This is a genomic window from Xenorhabdus cabanillasii, from assembly GCF_003386665.1.
Lineage (GTDB): Bacteria > Pseudomonadota > Gammaproteobacteria > Enterobacterales > Enterobacteriaceae > Xenorhabdus > Xenorhabdus cabanillasii.
Window position 1 is genome coordinate 1,126,774 of sequence record NZ_QTUB01000001.1, and the last position, 20,667, is coordinate 1,147,440.

At 43.4% G+C, this 20,667-nt stretch carries 22 protein-coding genes, 1 tRNA gene and 1 pseudogene; 19 read left to right on the top strand and 5 right to left on the bottom strand.

Annotated elements, in window-relative coordinates; all coding sequences use genetic code 11:
• The first annotated feature begins 1 nt into the window (after position 1).
• The 9 genes from BDD26_RS05540 to BDD26_RS05580 all read left to right on the top strand — a co-directional run bounded on the left by BDD26_RS05540 (position 2) and on the right by BDD26_RS05580 (position 9,638).
• On the top strand, positions 2-1,021 hold the full coding sequence (locus tag BDD26_RS05540; RefSeq protein ID WP_115825787.1) for a Gfo/Idh/MocA family oxidoreductase: 1,020 nt from the start codon (positions 2-4) through the stop codon (positions 1,019-1,021).
• Positions 1,022-1,031: 10 nt separating this feature from the next.
• Positions 1,032-1,832, top strand: a complete 801-nt coding sequence (locus BDD26_RS05545; RefSeq protein WP_115825788.1) for a thioesterase II family protein — start codon at positions 1,032-1,034, stop codon at positions 1,830-1,832.
• Positions 1,829-3,118, top strand: a complete 1,290-nt coding sequence (locus BDD26_RS05550; protein WP_115825789.1) for a condensation domain-containing protein — start codon at positions 1,829-1,831, stop codon at positions 3,116-3,118. The genes BDD26_RS05545 and BDD26_RS05550 overlap by 4 nt, the downstream gene beginning before the upstream one ends.
• Before the next feature lie 12 nt (positions 3,119-3,130).
• Positions 3,131-4,618 carry an AMP-binding protein gene (locus BDD26_RS05555; RefSeq protein WP_115825790.1) on the top strand — a complete coding sequence of 496 codons (1,488 nt, stop codon included), beginning with the start codon at positions 3,131-3,133 and terminating at the stop codon, positions 4,616-4,618.
• A 16-nt stretch (positions 4,619-4,634) separates the two neighbouring features.
• Positions 4,635-6,788, top strand: coding sequence for an aminodeoxychorismate synthase (gene pabB, locus BDD26_RS05560; protein WP_115825791.1), 2,154 nt, complete (start codon positions 4,635-4,637; stop codon positions 6,786-6,788).
• Positions 6,785-7,402: a hypothetical protein gene (locus BDD26_RS05565; RefSeq protein ID WP_115825792.1), complete on the top strand. Its 618-nt coding sequence runs from the start codon at positions 6,785-6,787 to the stop codon at positions 7,400-7,402. Before pabB ends, BDD26_RS05565 begins: the two co-directional genes overlap by 4 nt.
• A gap of 241 nt (positions 7,403-7,643) precedes the next feature.
• Positions 7,644-8,021, top strand: a complete 378-nt coding sequence (locus BDD26_RS05570; protein ID WP_115825793.1) for a VOC family protein — start codon at positions 7,644-7,646, stop codon at positions 8,019-8,021.
• 47 nt (positions 8,022-8,068) lie between these two features.
• Positions 8,069-9,412 carry an AMP-binding protein gene (locus tag BDD26_RS05575; RefSeq protein WP_115825794.1) on the top strand — a complete coding sequence of 448 codons (1,344 nt, stop codon included), beginning with the start codon at positions 8,069-8,071 and terminating at the stop codon, positions 9,410-9,412.
• A 34-nt stretch (positions 9,413-9,446) separates the two neighbouring features.
• Entirely contained in the window at positions 9,447-9,638 is a 192-nt protein-coding gene (locus BDD26_RS05580) for a hypothetical protein (protein WP_115825795.1), read from the top strand.
• A 24-nt stretch (positions 9,639-9,662) separates the two neighbouring features.
• Here BDD26_RS05580 and BDD26_RS05585 read toward each other — a convergent pair.
• Positions 9,663-9,890, bottom strand: a pseudogene (locus BDD26_RS05585) (integrase core domain-containing protein); the annotation flags it as partial.
• A 73-nt stretch (positions 9,891-9,963) separates the two neighbouring features.
• On the opposite strand from BDD26_RS05585, the gene BDD26_RS05590 reads away from it, so the two are divergent.
• The 10 genes from BDD26_RS05590 to BDD26_RS05630 all read left to right on the top strand — a co-directional run bounded on the left by BDD26_RS05590 (position 9,964) and on the right by BDD26_RS05630 (position 17,514).
• Positions 9,964-11,072, top strand: a protein-coding gene (locus tag BDD26_RS05590; RefSeq protein ID WP_115825796.1) for an IS3 family transposase whose coding sequence is annotated in 2 segments (ribosomal slippage) — positions 9,964-10,216 and positions 10,216-11,072 — 1,110 coding nt in all. Because the reading frame shifts where the segments join, the coding sequence is not laid out codon by codon here.
• Positions 11,073-11,316: 244 nt separating this feature from the next.
• Positions 11,317-11,529: a hypothetical protein gene (locus tag BDD26_RS19470; RefSeq protein WP_170140346.1), complete on the top strand. Its 213-nt coding sequence runs from the start codon at positions 11,317-11,319 to the stop codon at positions 11,527-11,529.
• Positions 11,480-11,926, top strand: a complete 447-nt coding sequence (locus BDD26_RS05595) for an antirestriction protein (protein WP_115825797.1) — start codon at positions 11,480-11,482, stop codon at positions 11,924-11,926. The genes BDD26_RS19470 and BDD26_RS05595 overlap by 50 nt, the downstream gene beginning before the upstream one ends.
• The gene (locus BDD26_RS05600) at positions 11,916-12,377 is read left to right on the top strand and encodes an antirestriction protein (RefSeq protein ID WP_115825798.1); all 462 of its coding nucleotides are present in this window, start codon (positions 11,916-11,918) and stop codon (positions 12,375-12,377) included. Before BDD26_RS05595 ends, BDD26_RS05600 begins: the two co-directional genes overlap by 11 nt.
• Positions 12,378-12,497: 120 nt before the next feature.
• Positions 12,498-13,052, top strand: coding sequence for a hypothetical protein (locus BDD26_RS05605; protein ID WP_115825799.1), 555 nt, complete (start codon positions 12,498-12,500; stop codon positions 13,050-13,052).
• Complete coding sequence (locus BDD26_RS05610; protein WP_425330423.1) at positions 13,049-13,348, top strand: TA system toxin CbtA family protein; 300 nt, start codon at positions 13,049-13,051, stop codon at positions 13,346-13,348. Before BDD26_RS05605 ends, BDD26_RS05610 begins: the two co-directional genes overlap by 4 nt.
• 92 nt (positions 13,349-13,440) lie before the next feature.
• Positions 13,441-14,361: a DUF1281 domain-containing protein gene (locus BDD26_RS05615; RefSeq protein ID WP_115825800.1), complete on the top strand. Its 921-nt coding sequence runs from the start codon at positions 13,441-13,443 to the stop codon at positions 14,359-14,361.
• A gap of 119 nt (positions 14,362-14,480) precedes the next feature.
• A complete protein-coding gene (locus BDD26_RS05620; RefSeq protein ID WP_115825801.1) occupies positions 14,481-15,167 on the top strand; it encodes an N-6 DNA methylase in 687 nt (228 codons plus the stop codon).
• A gap of 214 nt (positions 15,168-15,381) precedes the next feature.
• Positions 15,382-16,275, top strand: a complete 894-nt coding sequence (locus tag BDD26_RS05625; RefSeq protein WP_115825802.1) for a TraI domain-containing protein — start codon at positions 15,382-15,384, stop codon at positions 16,273-16,275.
• Between the two features lie 210 nt (positions 16,276-16,485).
• On the top strand, positions 16,486-17,514 hold the full coding sequence (locus BDD26_RS05630; protein ID WP_115825803.1) for a tyrosine-type recombinase/integrase: 1,029 nt from the start codon (positions 16,486-16,488) through the stop codon (positions 17,512-17,514).
• A gap of 199 nt (positions 17,515-17,713) precedes the next feature.
• Here the strand turns inward: BDD26_RS05630 and BDD26_RS05635 are convergent.
• The 4 genes from BDD26_RS05635 to mutY form a co-directional block, all read right to left on the bottom strand.
• A tRNA-Phe gene (locus BDD26_RS05635) sits at positions 17,714-17,789 on the bottom strand.
• A 152-nt stretch (positions 17,790-17,941) separates the two neighbouring features.
• Positions 17,942-19,015, bottom strand: a complete 1,074-nt coding sequence (gene mltC, locus BDD26_RS05640; RefSeq protein WP_038263347.1) for a membrane-bound lytic murein transglycosylase MltC — start codon at positions 19,013-19,015, stop codon at positions 17,942-17,944.
• A gap of 92 nt (positions 19,016-19,107) precedes the next feature.
• The gene (locus BDD26_RS05645) at positions 19,108-19,380 is read right to left on the bottom strand and encodes an oxidative damage protection protein (RefSeq protein WP_038263344.1); all 273 of its coding nucleotides are present in this window, start codon (positions 19,378-19,380) and stop codon (positions 19,108-19,110) included.
• A 58-nt stretch (positions 19,381-19,438) separates the two neighbouring features.
• Entirely contained in the window at positions 19,439-20,479 is a 1,041-nt protein-coding gene (gene mutY, locus BDD26_RS05650; protein WP_038263341.1) for an A/G-specific adenine glycosylase, read from the bottom strand.
• Between the last annotated feature and the right edge of the window lie 188 nt (positions 20,480-20,667).

Here is a 20,667-nt window from a genome sequence, read left to right on the forward strand (position 1 = left end):
TATGGGAGAACAACTTCGGGCTATCGTATGCGGGGCTACATTTGGTGCTTTATATGCACAAGCCCTTTTACGTGAGGAAACGCCTTATAAGCTCGCTGGCATTATTGGGCGGGGGAATCATCAAAGTGAAAGTTTGGCAAAAAAATTAGGGGTAAAAAGACTAGTCCAAAATGAATGTATCAAAGGTACTGCGGAATTGGCATGTGTAGTAGTTCGTTCTGGATTACTTGGGGGTAATGGTTCTGATATCGCTCAGTATATGTTGAGTTGTGGTATGGATGTAATACAAGAACACCCTCTTCATGAGCGAGAACTGGTTGAGAATATCCTCTGCGCTAGAAAATATGGACAGTGTTACTATCTTAATACTTTTTACGATCAATTAGCTTCTGTCAGACAAACTTTATCTGAAATTCGAAAACTCATGGCATTGGATTCATTAGGCCACGTAGAAATAACCTGTGCTTATCAAGTTGCGTTTGCCGCACTAGATCTTTTATTTGGTTTAGGGGAACCATACTGTAAGGTAACTGATTATGAATCAAATAATAAAGTCTCTCCTGAATTTACACGTATTACCGGAAAGATTAATTCTAATATCAGTTTTGGTTTGCGCATAGATATGACGATGGATGCAAATGATCCCGATGATTCCACTCGTTTATTATTACGTATAGATGCTACAGCAGATACAGGGACTCTCATATTAATTGATACACAAGGACCTCTGCTCTGGGTGCCAAGTCCCAGGGTTCCAAAGCAAGATGTTGTGGAACAACATTTGATGAAACAACTCATTTCACTACCAAATAAGAGTTTCTCCGATGTGGTGTACCAAGATTGGCCTACAGCGATCGCACAATTAATTTGTCAAGTTCATCAACAGCGCCAATCGTCACAATGGTTAGTCAGAGCACAGCGTCATCTAGAGGTATGTCGTTTGTGGTCTACCATATCCAGTCAAATTGGCCTACCGCACAATCCGGTGCGTAAAAATGTGATTGCTCATGTAAAAGATTAAAGGTGTCAATATGCTTAATATCCATTCGCAAATGACTCATTCGGTAATCCAAATCAGTCCACCTCGTCATTATGAGAGAGTACAACCGAATAGAGGATTAGTGTGTCTGCCTCATGCAGGAGGAAATGCGAGTTTTTTTCGTGCCTGGGGTATGAAGACACCACCACAACTAGGCTTATATGCAATTCAATACCCCGGGCGAGAGGAACGTATGGGGGATAAATGCTATACATCAATGGATCAATTGATGCGTGAATTAGTACCAGTATTTTTACATCGGTTCCATTATATGCCTTATGTTTTATTAGGGCATAGTATGGGGTCGGCGGTTGCATTTGAATTGTGTCATCGGTTAGAAAAAATCAATATGGCTCCCGTTGCTATCATACTTTCCAGCCACCCACCTTTAAATAAAATTGTTTCCTCAAAATTTCATCAAAAAACAGCTCTTGAGTTGTGGCAGGAAATGGTTCGTATTGGTGGAACCCATATTGATATTCTTCAGCAGAAAGAGTTGATGAATATATTGACCCCACCCTTACGATTCGATTACCAACTGATAGAACAATATAAACCTGATTTATCAATCAAACTGACAACTCAAATAATTGTGTGTGGGGGAGATAATGATCCTGATATTGATATTGAATGTTTACAAGGATGGCAAAGTTTTAGTTCAACCCCGATAGAAGTATTGACCTATTCTGGCGATCATTTCTATTTAGTAGAGCATGCTCAAGCATTAATAGAAAAAGCCGAACAGCTCTTACGACAAAATTGCATACCATTAATTAGGGAGTCTTTGCCATGAAGAATAAGCCCCTTATTCAATTAGAATTACCTGTATCAGTTGGTCAACGCATGATGTGGTTGATGGATCATTATCAAGGCAGGTATGGAGCACTGAATTGTCCAATTATCATTGGACTAAAAGGAAAGCTTGATAAAGAGAGATTAATTCAGGCCTGGCAACTTATTATTGATCAAGTTGAGGTATATCGGACTCGTTTCATTGGTAAAGGGCAAAAGATAAGACGATATATTGTTGATAAGGAAATAGCATATATAAAAGAGATTACACTCGACATAAGTAATTCTCAAGAAACAGATCTGAACTTAATTCCTGAATTAAATTCAGCATTACGGGAAGAATTAAGACATCATTTTGAACTCAACCAATTACCTTATCGTGTAACTTTATGGCGTTTGGCCGATGAGTTAAATGTGTTATGTATTAATCAACACCATTTAATCACTGATGCAGTATCTTGTGGGTTGGTCAGCCAAATGTTAGGTCAGGCTTACGAGCAGAAGGTTTTACCGAAAATTTCCCACCAATTCAGTGAGTTCGTGGAGTGGGAACAAACGTATTTAAATAGTCAAGAATACCGCAACAGCATAGAGTTTTGGCAACAATCGTTGAAAAATGTGCAGTTTCCTAAATTGCCAAGACGAAATCGGGAAGTATCTGTTCCTTTGGCGCAGGATACTATCACTTTATACCGAGGGCATATTGATAGTAACACAGAGCATCAACTAAAGAATTTGGCGAAAGCCAACAATACGAGCCTTTATAGCGTCTTACTTTCTGCTTTCATGATGTATCTATATCGACTTACTGGGCAGTCTGATTTGGCGGTTGCTACACTGCTAACCAATCGAACTTACTATCAAGACGTGATTGGATTTTTATCCAATATGGTGATCTTACGAACTCGTATCAATCAAAATTCATCGATACATGATGTAATTTCTGAGTTACGAACAATGATCTCAGGGGCGATTGCACATCAGTCTTTACCATATCAGTTGTTGCCTACTGGGACTGTTTCCTTAGATTCAATCAGAGATGTTGTATTTCAGTTGTTTCTAACAGATATAGTGCAGTTGAAATCTTTTACGAGCTTACAGGCTTTAGCCATTGATCCTCCAAATGGTTTAGCGAGACGTTTTGATCTTGATCTGGCTTTGATACCTTCTCAAGAAGGAATGCGAGTCATTATGGCGGCTTCAGATTTACGATTTCGTCCACATTGGGCAGCCCGTTTCTTGGAGGGATATATTGCTCTATTACTGAATATAGCACGGATAATATAGAGGGTTATCACGATGAATATCGCTAATGAAATCGAAGTACTTAGTGAACTAAATCATTGGAATGAAAAGATCGCCTTTATGAACCCACATGGTAATTACACACATGCAGAGTTGCATCGTATGGCACGTTGTATTGCGAATTTGTTAAGTGAGCATCACATTACCAATGGGTGCCGAGTCGTCATTGGCTTAGATGACAGTGTCTATTATGTTGCTTTGTTCCTCGCCTGTGCTCGCTTAGGTGCAACCGCCTTGCTCGTTAATCCCTATTTGCCACCAAAAAATCATGAAGATATTGTTAACGAATTAAAACCAAATTTGGCTGTTGTTCGAAAAAATATTGCGAATCACTATCATGGTATAAGTCTATTGACGGAAGAATCATTGCTGAATTCGGTAAATTGTGGTCAGCAACTGTTTTTCTTTGAACCGTCACCAATAGCTCCCTTATATGTACAATTTACTTCAGGTACAACTGGTAAGCAGAAAGCAGTACCACATCAACATCAAGATTTTTTAATTTACCGTGATGCTGTGGCGTTCAGTATGCTGAACATTACAGAAGGCGATATATTATTTTCTCTAAGCAAACTATTTTTTGCTTATGGATTTGGTAATAACCTTGTCTTTCCACTTATGACAGGATGTGCTGCGTTATTGACGCAACATCGCCCAAGTGCTTATGAAATCAATGATCTTATCTTTCAATTTGGTGTCACTTGTATGTTTTGGGTACCATCAGGTTATGCTGCCTGGCTCAAATATCGTGATAATCAGTACCTAAAGACGTTACGTTGTTTAATTTCTGCCGGAGAAGCATTGCAACCATCTCTAAGGGATCAAATAACTCAAAAATTAGGAGTTACTTTGCTGAATCAGCTTGGTTCAACAGAAGTAGGTCATGCTTATTGCGGTACACGTGGAAATTACAATCCTGATAACTCACTAGGCCATGCTTTGCCTAATTACGAATTGTCAGTACGAAACTTTCAAGGAGAAAAGCTGCTTGATGGTGATGAAGGCGAACTTTGGGTCAAAGGTCCAACCATTCCACAAAGTTATTTGAATTGTGAAAATAAAAACCTAAAAGATCTTCAGGATGGTTGGTTTAAATCAGGAGATTTAGTTATTCGACAAAATGATGGTTCTTTTCAATATATTGGGCGAGTAGACGATATGGAAATGGTTGGTGGAATTAAAATATCTCCTTTAGCTATAGAAAATGTGCTTCGACAGCACGAAGAAATTATTGATGTGGGTGTGGCGACATCTATCATTGAGGATCAAAGTAGACTTAATGCATATGTTGTCAGCTCCATACATACCCAGACGTTGGCTGAAGAACTCAAGCAATTAGCAAGAACTCAGTTAGCCCCTTACATGGTTCCTAAACAGATTATTTTTGTCAGCTCATTACCTAGAACGACTAGCGGTAAGTTGCAGCGACATATTCTTCGTTCCGCTGATTGGACTGAGAAAATACTCTCATTAATTTGCTGATATAGGATTAAGTATTATGAAGACTTTGATAATTGATAATTATGATTCTTTTACTTATAACCTGGTTCATTTATTCACTTCTGTAACAAAACACGAACCAACAGTGATCAAGAACGACTGTCCTGATTGGCGTAATTCTTGGCTACAGGATTTCGATCTTGTTGTAATTTCACCTGGCCCAGGTCATCCGGGTAATGCTGTTGATATGGGAATATCTCGAGAGGTCTTACAACAAAGAGAATTCATCAAGCCGTTGCTAGGTGTCTGTTTAGGTCACCAGGGATTATGTTTGGAAGCTGGGGCTAGAGTTTCTCATGCACCTGAGCCTATGCATGGTCGAATCTGCTCAGTTAATCATATTGGTGATGATCTCTTTCAAGGCATTCCGCAGAGATTTAAGATTGTCCGCTATCATTCACTTGCTGTTTACGATCTTCCTGAAATACTACATCCACTAGCTTGGACAGATGATAATATTCTTATGGCAGTCGCGCACCAAGAGTTGCCATTTTGGGGATGTCAGTTTCACCCTGAATCGGTGAGTAGCGAGTATGGTTTCAAGTTGATTGAAAACTTTTGCTTATTGAGCCATCAATATGATTATAAACGTACTTCTCACTTCATCTCCAATCCTGTTTCTTACCCATATCAATCTATTGATGTAGATAAAAAAACTGTTAAAGAACATAAAGTTTATTATCAGATGATGGTTGAAGAGGATGAATTGAAGGTAGGTACAGAAACCTTATTTCAACAAATTTTTACAGAAAGTGAATATGCCTTTTGGTTAGACTCAAATGATCTCAGCACAGAGCGAGGTCGTTTCTCTATAATGGGTGATGCCAGCTCAGAAGAAAGTCTATTTGTTACAGCAGATACTAGGCGGAACATACTGACGGTTAATTCCAATCAGGATAAACAATCGATTGAAAAAACAGGAATATTTGATTGGCTTCATAGGCAACTAGAGGAAGCCGAGATCGTGAATGACAATGAATATAGCTTTCCTTTTGATGTGAGGCCGGGTTGGTTTGGCTATTTGGGGTATGAGTTAAAAAAAGAAGTCGTTAGCGGTTTTATTCATCAATCTAGTATGCCTGATGCGGCTATGATATTTACAAATCGCATTATTGTTTGCGATCACAAAAAAAATCGTTGGTATGCAATAGCGATAGTTATAAAAGATAATATTTATCAATACGAACAAGCTAGAATATGGTTGACAGAGATAAAAACTAAGATTGCGAAAATAAAGATTGATACCAATTTGGATGATTTCATTTTCCCTCGCGCCGAGAATTTGAAACTACGTCATAGTGCGAGTGAATATATTAAGTTAGTAGAAGCATGTCAGGAGGAGATTCGTAATGGTGAGAGTTATGAAATATGTTTAACGAATGAAATTACTTTTGATTTAAAAGAAAATATTGATCACTTATCCTTATATTGTGCACTCAGAAAAGAAAACCCTACTCCATTTTCCGCTTTTATTCGTTGTTTAAAGCAGTGGTCAGTGCTAAGTTTTTCTCCTGAGCGTTTCATGAAAGTAGGTTGTAATGGTATTGCCGAAAGCAGACCAATAAAAGGGACACGAAAGCGTATCTCAGATGGTCAACAGGATGCTTTGATGATCAAAGACTTGTCTAGTAATGAAAAAGATAGAGCGGAAAATTTGATGATTGTCGATTTGGTTCGCAATGATCTTGGACGAGTCGCAAAAGCATGCAAAGTTACATCAGGCCCTTTATTTGAAGTCGAAAGTTTTGCCACAGTTCATCAATTAGTAAGTACCATTCGGGCTGAGTTGAGAGAAGATAAAAATGCAGTCGATTGCATAAAATATGCGTTTCCTGGTGGGTCAATGACTGGAGCTCCAAAAATCAGAGCAATGGAATTAATTGATAAATTTGAGTCGGCTGCTCGTGGTGTTTACTCTGGAGCAATAGGTTATTTTTCAGCGAATGGCTCAGCAGATTTTAGCATCGTTATTCGAACATTAATTATAAATCAACAGCATGTATCAATTGGGACGGGTGGTGCAATTATTAGTTTATCTAACCCTCGAGATGAGTTGGAAGAAATTGTGATCAAATCCAGCGCATTACTTAAGCCATTTGACTTATATTTTCCACTTGGTGAATTAGAAGATAATAGGCAGGATAAAAAATGAGTCATTTTAATGAATTCAGTTCAAATTTATACCATATCTTAGATAAAGAAATTGAAGATATTATTGATAGATTTAATCTAGCACAGACAGAACAAAGTTTAACTGCAACATTGATGATACTTGACCAGAGCACTTTATCATTATCGAAGATGTGTAAAGTGGAATTGATTGGGATCCGTAATGGTTTGGTTCTGAATTTGTTAGTCCCTTGTTGCCAATTAGAAAATGCAAAATCATCCACTATATCTTTGTTTATCAGTAATGGTAGAATTGATGTTTTAATTCATGGCAAAATCGAAATTGTATCGTGTTTAGAGGCAGATGCTATTTTTTCCATGATGCTAAGAGAGCAACAGTTGCGTTGTGCTGCATTGGCATATTATACAGACAATGCAGAATCACATATGCAACAGATAACTCAGCAATATGCTCATCAGTCTATACCGCGTCCTATAAGCACAAGCACAAAATTTTACCGTATTATTCCATTAAACTGGCAACTAATTGAGGTAAATTATAATGATCAAACTTGTATATCATCACATAACCAAATAAGAAATCAGCAGATAGTAAGTAAACAACAACATTCAGAGATTGTTAATGTTCACGTGTAGTAAAATATCCATACTTTATCAATAAGGTAAACTTACATTAATTTTATTCTATTCTATTATTTAATAACGATAGCTAAAAGTGACAATAGCTTGTCCGCAGTTAAAAGGAACCATAGAGTGAATAATCCATATAAAACAAGAATTGGTATAGGTCCTGACACATTAGATCCTATCCCCATCCAGATTCAAAATGTCAAATAACATAGCCTAATGAGGTAACTTCCTAAAAAAGGAAACGCATATGCTAACTAACATTCTTACTGATAATTTAATAAGTACACGTAATTTGTTTGTCAACCTATTGAATTTTAATGTTGAATACGAATCTAACTGGTTTATCTCGATGTCTTCTGAAAAACATGGACAAGTTTCTGCCTTTTTAAGAACGAGTGAGTTTATTCCAAACGTATATCAGAAATCTTGTCAGGGGATTATCATAACTTGTATTGTAGAAGATGTTGAATCTTATTATTTGAAGGCAAAGAAATTTGGATTCAATATTATTGAACCACCACGTGATTTGCCCTATGGTCAACGTCGCCTTCTTATTAAGGATGAAAGTGGAGCTTTGCTAGATATATCAGCACCAACTGCATCACTAGATCCCAGTTATAGATGATCCAGATCGTTTTACTCTGAAGTCTTAATAAAATAAGGTTATTAACGATGAAAGATTTTAGTCAATATAGAAAATTAGGTTGTTTGGGATCCAAATCAATGACGGACTGGTTTGCAGAGCTAGTAAATAAATATCGTACACGCATTGCATTAGTTTCTGAAACAAGAGAATTTACCTATGACCAGCTTTGGCTGGAATCTCGTTGTTTAGCTTCAACTTTTCGAAATTTTGGCCTTAAACATAATGATGTTTGTGTTTTGCAAACTGATAATAATGATGAATTTGTGTTAAGCCTGCTGGCACTATTGATAATTGGGGTAAAACCCGTGTTGGCTTTACCTACCAATCGGCATGCTGAAATCATTCATTTTGTGAATATCAGTAGAGCAACTTCGGTTATATTTTCGACGTCAATTGGAGGGAAAGAACATTCAGGCGTGATTAGAAATGTATTATCTTCTGAGTCTAATATCAGTCAGGTATTTACTTTTGGTAAATGTGATGGTGCAGTTGATATTAGCCATTTTTCCTCTCAACCATATGAACTTGGGCAGTTTAATCCTGACGTCACAGTATTTTACTTATTATCAGGTGGAACAACCGGACTTCCTAAATTGATTCCTCGACATCATACGGAATATATTTACAATATTCAATTGGCTGCAAATAATGCTGAAATGACTCAAAATTCCACTTATTTAGTCACACTGCCGATGGCACATAACTATGCACTTGGCTGTCCTGGTATTTTCGGGATTTTTTCTAAAGGAGGAAAAGTTATTCTGTCGAAAGATCCCAGTCCTGATACAAGTTTTGATTTGATTTCACAATATACTGTAACTCATGTCGCTTTAGTACCGCCATTAGCACATAGCTGGGTCAATGCTGTTAGTAGATATACAGGCAATCTAACGAGCTTAGAAGTTGTTCAGGTAGGAGGAGCTAAAGTAAGTTTGGAATTGGCTCAAGCTATTATGCAGCGTTTTCCAAACACTCTTCAGCAATCTTATGGTATGGGAGAAGGATTCTTATCACAAACCCACCGTAAAGATCCTGAGAACGTAAAACTTCAAACTCAAGGTAAGCCCTTATCCATGTATGATCAATATCGTGTTGTAGATAAAAATGGGCAAATCATCCATACACGACCTGCTCAAGGTATCCTTGAGGTGAATGGACCTTATACTATAGGAGCCTATTTTAATGCGCCTGAAGCAAATAGAGAGTCTTTTACTGGCGATGGATTCTATCGTACGGGTGATGTAGCTCAAATAAATCTTGATGGTACTTTAACAGTGATTGGCCGATCTAATGATATTATTAATAAAGGGGGAGAAAAGGTTGCGCCAGATGAATTAGAAGAACTACTAATTCGTTTTTCCAGGAGCTAAAGAAGTTGCTGTTTTTGCAATTGAAGATCATATCATGGGACATAGAATTGGTGTAGTGATGATTGCTGAAGGAAAAGTTAATCTGCCAAAAATTAAAGCATTTTTAAGAGAGCAAGGAATTGCAGAATACAAATTACCGGACAAATTTAAGTTAGTAAATGAGCTACCAAAAACCCCTGTCGGTAAACTTGATCGGAAAACAATAAAACAAAATTATCTAAATTAACCCGAATAGTTCTGTCTGTAGTGGTCAACTAAAACTGGCCACCGCTTTAGAGTTTTTCCGGTATCGATTTTCCGATTCGTTTGGTGGTAACCCGCCGTTATATTCGTGCGGCCTGAGTGCGCTGTAATACCCGACAATATATTCCGTTATCGCATGAGCAGCATCGCTGAAGCTCATGTAGCCAGTCACTGGCACCCATTCGTTTTTCAGGCTCCTGAAGAAGCGCTCCATTGGGCTATTATCCCAGCAGTTTCGGTAATCCCCCCGAAAAATCAGTGTATGCATAAGTAGAATTTTCTCCTAACCTGAAGACAGGAGGATTTCTATGAAACGATCACGTTTTACTGACAGTCAGATCATCGCCATTCTCAAGCAGGCTGAGGCAGGGACACCGGTTCCTGAACTGTGCCGGGAGCATGGCATCAGCAGTGCCAGTTTTTATAAATGGCGTTCAAAGTTTGGTGGTATGGATGCAGCATTAATGGGTCGCCTGAAAGAACTCGAGGAAGAGAACCGCCGACTGAAAAAAATGTATGCTGAAGAGCGGCTTAAGGCTGAAATTATTCAGGAGGCGATGACAAAAAAGTGGTGAAGCCATCAGACCGGAAGCGGATGGCACAGCATGCAGTTAAACACCGGGGGATCAGTATCCGTCTAGCCTGCCAGCTCTTTGTCGTCAGCGAATGTTGCTACCGGTACCGACGCGCACTGAGTCAGGAAAATCAGCGCATTGCTGACTGGCTGATTCGTATTACAGACAGCCAGCGAAACTGGGGCTTTGGCCTGTGCTATCTGTACCTGCGTAACGTGAAAGGCTTTACCTGGAACCACAAAAGGATTTACCGGATTTACTGCGAACTGTCGCTGAATATGAGGATAAAACCGAAAAAGCGACTGAAACGCGACAAACCTGAGTCCCTGAGCGTCCCTGCTGGCAGTAACGAGAGCTGGTCAATGGATTTTATGTACGATCAGTTGTCAGGCGGTCGCTCAGTGCGCCTGCTGAATATTATCGACGATTTCAATCGTGAGGCTCTGGCGATAGAGGTTGATTTTTCCCTTCCGGCCAGCCGGGTAGTCAGAACCCTTGAGCAACTGATTGAATGGAAAGGCAAACCGGCATCAATTCGTTGTGACAATGGGCCCGAATATTCAGGTAATACATTGATAATGTGGGCGGAGAGACAAAATATCATCCTCAATTTTATTCAGCCGGGGAAACCGCAACAGAATGCGTATATTGAGCGTTATAACCGGACAGTACGTTATGACTGGTTGGGTCACTATCTGTTTTATTCGCTGAGTGAGTTACAGGAATATGCGACCCAATGGCAATGGTTCTATAATCATGAACGACCTAATATGGCACTGAATGGCTTTACTCCGATGCAGTATATTCAGCGCTTATCCGATTCTACTTATCTGCCCGATTAAAAATGGGGGGATTACCTTTCCGCGCCTGCTCATAACTGACTGCTGCGTATTATCATCAAAGCAAATCATTCTAATCCCATCCTGTCCCCAACCTTATTTTTTATCCCCAAAAATGAATTACCCATTGACCTGATGATGTCCGTTGATTAGCGTAGTCAAACTTATCAATGATCCGGTCGCTTGTGAGGATCACCTTCGGGCAGCGACAGCAACACTCCTGTAGCCTGCAAGGGAGTACACCATCGTGTGGTACATCTGCGCCCCTTTGGAAGCAGATATCGTCAGTCTGATGACGATGAAGGTTGTTTTATCTACTCTTTTCCATCATGGCCAACCGGCCAGTCACCCAACGGGGAACACGTTTCCCATTGGGTCGGTGTTCTCCGTTTTTTATTCAGGAGAATACCATGCAACAAAATATACCCCCGACCACGGTGCACACTGCGCTCGTGTCTGAACATTCCTCTTTTGCTGACCTTTTTCCGCAAACCCGTTCACTGGAGCGGATGCTGTTGGAGCACACGTTCGTTAAAGCTACCGCTGTGCTATGTGAAAACTACCGGCGTGATCGGTGGCAGTGCCGAAAGGTGTCAGATACCGTTGCTTATGTCGTACCAACACGGTCGGATGCCTATGTTGTCAACGTCAAGACGACGGGCTTTAACGGCAAAGTCTCCGCTGATATGTTCGGGTTGATGGTGACCCTGACCGTATTCGGTTATCTGGCCGCACTCATGAAGCAAGGCGAGTATGCTGAGCCGTTCTGTAATCTGCGGGAATATGCGCTGCAACATCCTCAGGCTCAGTGCATTCGGGCGGCTTTGGGCTTAAAGGGAGGCGGTGATGCCAAATAATGAACTGATTATGCTGGACAGTCTTGCGCTGTTGGCCGTGTTTCCCGACAAGAGCCCGCTGGAACGGTTGTTTTTAGGATTCCTGCTGGCCAATACCGCATCAACGTTATGCGGCGATTATCAGCCGGAACAGTGGACAAGCCGACACGTGTTTGAATCACTGGTTTATCTGGTGCCGACGCGGGCGGAAACCTATTCCGTTTACCTGCCGGATACACAACTGACGGTGACGCTCTCCGCTGATGCCTTCGGACTGGCGGTTACCTCAATCGTATTGGCACGTGTTGCGGTGCTGGATGAACCGAATGAGGAAGCGTATCGGTTCTGTGCATTGCAGGAGTACGCGCAGCAGCACCCGGAAAATGACCTGATAAGAACGGTCATGACACTGAAGCCTAAAGAAGCGCTTGTCAGTCCGTCATTTCTCCATAACAACAATAATCATCACTGACGTTATCAGCCCATGAGGCTGTTAACGCTTTTCTTAAGCGCCTGACCAGGGAAGCCAAAACACCTTCCCGGTTCCGGGCGGGTGTTTTCTTTATTTAACGTGAAATCAAGGAACACCATCATGAACCCTATTTTTTTACCGGCGCCGGATGATGCCGGCACTGTATTACATGAGGCATTGTTTACCGCTCAGGTCACCGGCCTGAGACAACATCTGACAGCGCCACAGTCCTTGCTGACGGAAACCTTGATGGTCTGTGAAGCCGCCACCATGACAGAGGTAGTGCAACGTCTGAAGGTCATTCATCTGTTGGGGGATTGGCCGGTGCCGGCGCAGTTATCCGGTCAGCGGGGAGGTACTTTTTTCCCTCAGACGGTGATGATTGTTGACGCGCAGGACAGAAACGTGCTCGGCGGCCGGTTTGAGGAAGAGATTGTCTGGGCGCAGCCGGCCACGCTTACGTCGGAACGTCTGTCACTGGAACGACAACAGCAGCGGTTATGCCAGGCCGCGATGCTTGAACAAAGCTGGCAGAATACGCTGGCAGCACGTGCGTTATGGCATCAGGCGCATTTATTGTCACTGCACTTAGTGTCATCCCGTTATGAGCAGTGTGGTGACGTGCGGGATATTCTCCGGCACGGCGTATCGGTCAGTATTCCGGTGGCCGCATGATGGACACATTACGTTTAACGGTCTGGCAGGTCATTGCGGCGGCGTTGCTGAAACGGCATTTCGGTCTGAATCTGACGGATACGGCGCTGTGTGAAACCGACACGGTGGTAGCACTGATAGCCAGCGGAGTCCGGCCGTCAGAAGCCATTAACGAACTGGTGGATAAATACGACTTAACCCGGCTGAACACGCAGGTTATCCCGCGTAGTACACCTTATCTGGATATCCACGATGAGCTGACGGTGATTTTTGACAGTGGTCTGGCTGACAGGGTGTTCAGGCAGACCGGGCAGTAATCCTTTTTGTTCAATCTACCCACCGGGGGAACTGCGCCCCGACCGGGTGGTTCCTCCGGTTTATTTTTATCATTCAAGTGAGGAACTTAACCATGGCAGAATGGTGCACCAATCAACTGGAAATCACCGGCAAATCCGTCTGTATCGATGTGATGCAACAGTGGGTCTGCGGGGAAGAAGTCCCCCGTTATCGTCAGGCGGTGTTGCAAAGCTTACGCCTGTTTCTGGCCGGTTGTGCGGGGATACTCAAACCCACCAAACCGCAAACGTACACCCCATACCCGGCGCTGGTGCGCGGCACGGCGGCACCCACGGCGCAGCATCTGGCCTTTGAGCAGTGGTTGTTGCTGTTGCAGCAGAATGTGCCGTTGAATACGGACAATATTAAACGCATCGATAACCTGTACCGGCAATCTGGTCTCAGCCTGATGTCCTGGGACAACGTGCCGGAAGCGGCACGGGATGTTATCGCCCGTCTGCTGACCCGCCAGTATACCGACTGGTTTGGTCTGGTGGGCTGGTCGGAGACACCGGATATCGGCGCCTGCTGGGATAAACTGAATGCGTATCCGCAGGCGGCTCAGCCTTGTGACATGCTGATGATGATGGCAACGAATCTGGCTACCGAAATCAACGGCAACAGTGGCTTACTGAAAGGCATTCCCACCACGGCGCAGTTTTACGCAGCGCAATACGGGCTGGAATGGCCATTTGGTCACCATGTCCGCTGGGAGCGCCGCAATGTCAGCAGCTTAACGGTGCGGTTTGATTCGCCCTGGGCACCGCCTTCGGCGGAGCTGATGGGGGAACTGTCCGCGATATTTGACTGTGAAATCCGCCACTGGTACAGCGACGCGTCAGGCAGCCTCAAAGGCTACGACTGTTATGACCAGGGCGAGCATGTGGACAGCGGCTACGGGCAATCAGGCCAACACCGGCCAGCACTGTATCTGGTCACCAATGAGCAGGCGGAAACGGCGCCGGCCTTGCCGGCGATTGCCGTCGGGCAGTAACCGGTTATTTCACTGATTCACTTTATACGCATTGACCACGTCAACCGAAAGGGGAACTGTTTCCCTTTTCGGGGCGTGTTTTCCTTTTTTCACTTTTTGTTCTGCAAGGAAAACACGCAATGGCATCCCGTACGGATCATCAGAAAGCCTTTATTTCACTGTTTAAGCAAACAGCACGTCATCATTCCCGCTATCAGGTCTTCCGGGATTTTTGCAACTGCGCCATGGCGGCGATCCACAATCAGTATTGTTTCAGTGAAGAGCTGGAGCAGTATTACCTGAAAACCATTAACCGGTACGAGCGGGCCGATATGAACCGGATCGTACAGCTATTTTCCCATGTGGTACTCGGACTGGCGCAGGAACCCAATGATTTTCTCGGCAGTGTGTTTATGCAGCTGGAATTGGGTGATAAAGATCTTCAGCAATTCTTCACGCCCTGGAGTGTGGCCAGCATGATGGCAAAACTGGAGATGGCGGATATTTCTGCCTTATTGCAGGAAAAACCGTTTGTCACATTACAGGAACCGTGCTGCGGTGCGGGCTGTATGACACTGGCGGTGGCTGAAGAGCTGAGAGCGCAGGGGCATGATCCGTTGTGCAGCCTGTGGGTTCACGTCATTGATATTGACCCGCTGGCAGCGGTGATGGCCTACATCCAGCTCTCGCTGACCGGCATTCCGGCCAGAGTCACTATCGGGGATGTCCTGAGAGAGCCGGACAGTGCGCGTCACCGTTATACCCCCGCCCATTATCTGGGTAACTGGTTTCAGCGCTTGCGGGAAGCGGAGCTTATCGCCGCCTGAACGTCTTTTTTCAACCATCACGCCTTTCGGGGCGTTTTTTATTTTTAAATGACGGTAAACCCGATGGTGATGATGAAAATTAAGCAGAGGGGTTAAGTGGATCAGGGGATGAATCGAATCCGCTTAATTTTCATTTCCGTAAAAAGAGTTGAGCCTTGTTTCCGACCGGGATTCACCGACACTGAGCCACCTTTGAACCGAAAGAGGAAGCATCATGTTTCAGCGTTTTAAATCCCGTTTTATCCGACAGACACGCCCACAGCCCAAATCATTTTCGTCGGAAGATTGTCGGGGGTATTTTCAACCCCAATCAGCGGACGAATTGTTAGCAACGCCCCTGCGCCGGCAATATCTTCAGCAATTATGGCAAAACAGTGCACTCCCTGATGGGCTGTATCAGCGTTTTTACCTTGCACCGGTGAAGCAATTGCTGGGCAGTGTCCAACAGGTGCCGGCAACACCGGCAGGGAAGTGGTCAGCGTTGGGGGGCTTTGCTGACCTGACGTTGGCATTCACCACTTGTGCGATACGGCTGGCGAAAGGACATATGCTGCCTCCGGGGGCTCCGCCGGAAACCCAGGCAGCGCAAAGTCTGCTGTGGCAGGCAGTGGTGTTCTGGGCCGCGTTGTTTTACCACCTGCCGCTGTTGCGGCAACTGGAAGGGGCGCTGGAAGACGGGCATCATTGGCAACCGGGGGTCTGTGTGCCTGATAAACCCTTTCGTTTCCGCTTTCATCTCCCGGGAAACATACCATCTGCCCCTCAGGAAGTGTTTCTGGCAGCCAGTCTGTTACCGGAAAAAGCCATGACGTGGCTGGTTTCCGTACCGGAAGTCTGGTACTGCCTGATGCAGCATCTTAATGGCCGTCCGTCCACGGTGCCGCTGATTGATGCGCTGCTTCAGGAAGCAGCCGGACAGGTTCATTCACCCTTGGATAAACAGATTACTCCATCCACCGAGACAGAGGCGACTGTTGTTTCTGAAACCGGATCAGCCATTACCCCAGAAACAGCAACGATCCTCCCCGCCGGTGAAATGACCCGTTCATCTCCGCCCATGACGGACGATACTCAGACATTGTTGTCATTATTTCAATCAAATGATTGATTTCGAGAGGCAGTCTGACGGAAAAAATCACCATCATGATGTAAAACTGATCAAACGATCGGAATGGGCGACAGAAGTATTGTCACCTGTAGTTACCTAACATCATCATTTAAAAGAAAATAATTCAAAGGGTTATTTGTATTTTTGACACCTTCATGGGGTTTATGAACAGAAATCCCATGAAGGTGTGATAACAGAGGGAAAAAGAAGATGTTGCACACAGCAGAAACGTTCAATTGGGAAGAGCTATTAGAAGAGTACTTTTTTTCACACATCCTGAGACCGGATACCGAGTGGAGTTACCGGAAGGTCGTACGGGGTTTTATACAATTTATGGGGGATACAACTTCACCGGCGCAGGTGACTCACCGAGAGGTGCTCCGGTGGCGGCGTCATCTTTTGCTGGAGAAAAAACAGTCGAGCCATACCTGGAATAATAAGGTGGCGCACTTACGGGCCATCTTTAATTTTGGCATGGAACGAAAATTGCTGCCTCATACAGAGAACCCATTTAATAACGCGGTGGTGAAAAAAGCGAAGAAAAAGAAGAAAATTCTGAGTGAATCGCAGGTAAACCGTATTAATTTGTTGATGGGAAAGTTCGCGGAGGAAGAAAGGATCCAGGCAACGCCAAAGGGTGGGCGTTGTGCCCTGTATCCGACCTGGTACTGGTCAACGGTGTTGGCGACTCTACGTTTTACAGGGATGCGCCAGAACCAGTTGTTGCACCTGCGGGTGCGGGATATCAATCTGGAAGGAAATTCGATTGAACTGGGTCTGGCAGGCAGCAAGAATCACAGTGAATGGGAGATACCGATTGTCCAGCCTCTCAAGCCCCGGCTGGCACATTTGATTGAACGGGCGGTGGCCGCCGGCGCGAAAGCGGATGATCCGATTTTTGACCTCAGCCGGTTAAGTGTGCCGCACCCAAGCCGGCTTTCCCGTTACAAATACGATATTAACCGGGAAAAACAACAGCTCCGCTCTTTTTTCCGCCGGTTATCCAGAGAGTGTGATTTTGCCGTCTCCCCGCACCGGTATCGTCACACGGTGGCTTCAACGCTGATGAAATCGCCGGATCGCAACCTGCCGCTGGTGAAACGATTACTGGGGCATCGTAATGTCGCAACGACGATGGAATACATTGATCTCGACATGGAAGTGACAGGGAAAACACTGGAGCGGGAACTGGGGTTATACACCGACCGCTTTGATGCGTGTTCCGATGAGCATGAATAAAATGGATTAAAAAAAACAGGGCGGGACTCAGGCGGAATTTAGGCGGTAGCTTGTGTGAGCCACCCTGTAATCTTGTCTAAACCTTTTTTAAACACCACAATAGCGTGCAAATTGTCATTTAACATCTTATTAACTATTGTTTGTTTTTAACGCATTTGTCAGGAAATTTAACAAACTCTGACAAACCCGCATCAAATCTTGGTGCCCGGAGGCGGAATCGAACCACCGACACGGGGATTTTCAATCCCCTGCTCTACCGACTGAGCTATCCGGGCTAACGGGGACGCATTAAACCGTATTCACTCCAATCCGTCAACGACTTTCTGCATAAATTTATTTAAGTGCTTGCAATTCACTCAAGTAGTTATAAATATAAACAAAAGGTGGAAAGACAAATTCCTTTCCACCCTTTGTTTGTGGTGATTAATTAACGACGATAGCTTTTCTGTGCATTATTTACTTTCATCAGATAACGGCGTGATTCAGCCGATGGGTGTTTACTTGTCAGTGTCTCATAAACATCGCCCGGAGCCATTGAATTGATTATCTGAGCAGCTTTCTTCTTATCACTGGAAAATACCCTTAACACACTGCCCGCACCACCATTATATGCTGTGATAACCGCATAGCGACGAGAGGTTGCATTTTGGATTTCACCTAAATAGATACTCTGTAATATCGCCAAATAAGCGGTGCCTGCATCAATGTTATTTGCCGGGTCAAAAAGATAATTGCGGCTTGGTTGACCAGATTTGCCCTGCATCTTGAACACATCCTTTCCGGCAGTATGTTGAACGACCTGCATTAATCCCAGAGCATCGGCATGGCTGACGGCGTAAGGGTTAAAACTGGACTCTGTTTGCATAATGGCAAGGATTAGCGATTCATCAACACCATATTTAATAGACGCTTTGCGAACCATTGGCAGATATTTATGAGCTCGTTTATCCAGATGGTTAGGAATTAACTGTATGGTGACAGACCAAATTACATGTAGCCCTGATTGACGTTTCTGTAATTTATTCTGGAGCAGGTAATTGGCAAAATGGTTTGCTCTCCATTCCCAGCGAATTGGTTCACCCGTGTTATCCAAAACTTGTCCATATAGAAATGGTTCTTTGCTAATCTCGATATCATTAGAATCAGAATAAAGATCGATAGACCCTGGATCATCACCCATCAATAACGTTGTTACAATCGCCTTGCGTAAATGTTCAGTAGGATCAATAGGAGATATTGTTTCAATGGTGATCGTCCCCGCTTCAAAATTGATATGGCTGCGGGTTTTATATTGATCTGTATATTTTACGTAATCTTTAGGACCGGCGATTAAAACTTCTTGTAATCCCCAGATATTTTCAATGTCATGAGCGAATTGCCCTATTAAGATATCAAAGCCATTAGTGTCTTTTATATATTCTTCTTTGTATTCAAAATCTTGTTTACTAGAGCAGGAAATTAGAAATGGGGTAAGCAGAAGTAGTGCCAGCAGTCTTTTCATTTTATGATGCCGTTGGGTATATAGGGTAAATTCTCATTTATTGGGTGATTTTTAGATCCTGGTTTCACCCAATAAATAATAGATGTTAAAAATTATTTTTCTGGCGGAGTGTAACCGTCAATTTGAATATCTTTCCCTTCAAACAGGAATTTCACCATTTCTTGTTCAAGTAATTTGCGATCTTCTGGCTTCATAGTGTTTAATTTCTTTTCATTAATCAGCATGGTTTGTTTGCTCATCCATTGTTGCCATGCCTCTTTAGAAATTTCATTGAAAATACGTTTACCCAGTTCCCCTGGATATAACTGAAAGTCTTGGCCTTCGGCTTCTCGTTGCAAAAAAGTACAAAAAATAGTTCTGCTCATGCTAGATCCTCTAAATCCTCAAAATAATGGAATGGAGCAAAAAATAGTGGGACAAAGTTTAGCCCAACTGCTGCAAAAGATATTCAACGGGCGCAGCCAATCCAATTGCTGCTGGCTGGCGTAAGTTATACCAAAGTCCTTTACTTTCATCCATGCAGGAATCGAAAGATAAGATATCGATTTTAATGGGGACGATATCCAGATGAAAATGGCTGAATGTGTGGCGAAATGCTGTTAGCTGTTCAGGCTTGTTATGAGAAATACCCGATGCTTTCAGCCACAGTTCCAGTGAAGTTGCATCAGTAAATTGCGGGAATGCAAATAGTCCGCCCCAGATGCCGGATAGTGGACGTTGTTCTAACCAAACTGTATCGCCATGCTGCATCAATAAAAAGTAAGCTGTTTTTTCAGGAATACTCTGTTTCGGTTTTTTCCCGGGATAGTTTGCCCAGCTATGGTTGGCATAAGCGATGCAACCTGCATTGAGAGGGCAAATTTCACATTTGGGTTTACTGCGGGTGCATACCATCGCTCCCAAGTCCATCATCGCCTGATTAAAATATTCAACACCCAGTTTGGGTGTAACACGGGTACTGATATCCCATAATTGGTTTTCCACCTCTTTTTTCCCCGGCCAACCATCAACGGCATAGCAGCGAGCCAGAACGCGTTTCACATTGCCATCAAGGATAGGAAAGTGTTTTCCTTGAGAAAGTGAAAGGATGGCACCTGCGGTAGAGCGGCCGACACCGGGCAAAGCAACGACGTCATCAAAAGTAGTCGGGAATTTTCCATGATGCCGTTCAACAATTTGTTGAGCCGCTTTGTGCAAATTACGGGCTCGTGCGTAGTACCCCAAGCCAGTCCATAAATGCAGAACTTCATCCAATGGCGCTGCTGCCAGTGATGCCACATCAGGGAAACGTGAAATAAACTTCTGGAAATAAGGTATAACTGTCGCGACCTGTGTTTGTTGCAGCATCACTTCTGAGAGCCAGACGTGATAGGATGTTTTTTCTAACTGCCACGGCAGGGTCTTGCGACCATAACGGTGATACCATTCAAGTACTGCTTGTGAAAATTGCTCTGCTTCCATCATTAGAATAATTGTCTTTATATCTGATAATAGTTTCGTGAACAGGATTGCAACATAGTGTAACCTCAGTGTAAACCCGAACTTTGTTTCGAAGCGCCACACAATTTAACATTAAAGTTGTGCTTACAGGCATCGAACTTGATAAACTCAGCCGTCTTTGCATAATTGCGCTCTCTTTAGGCAATTCTGCG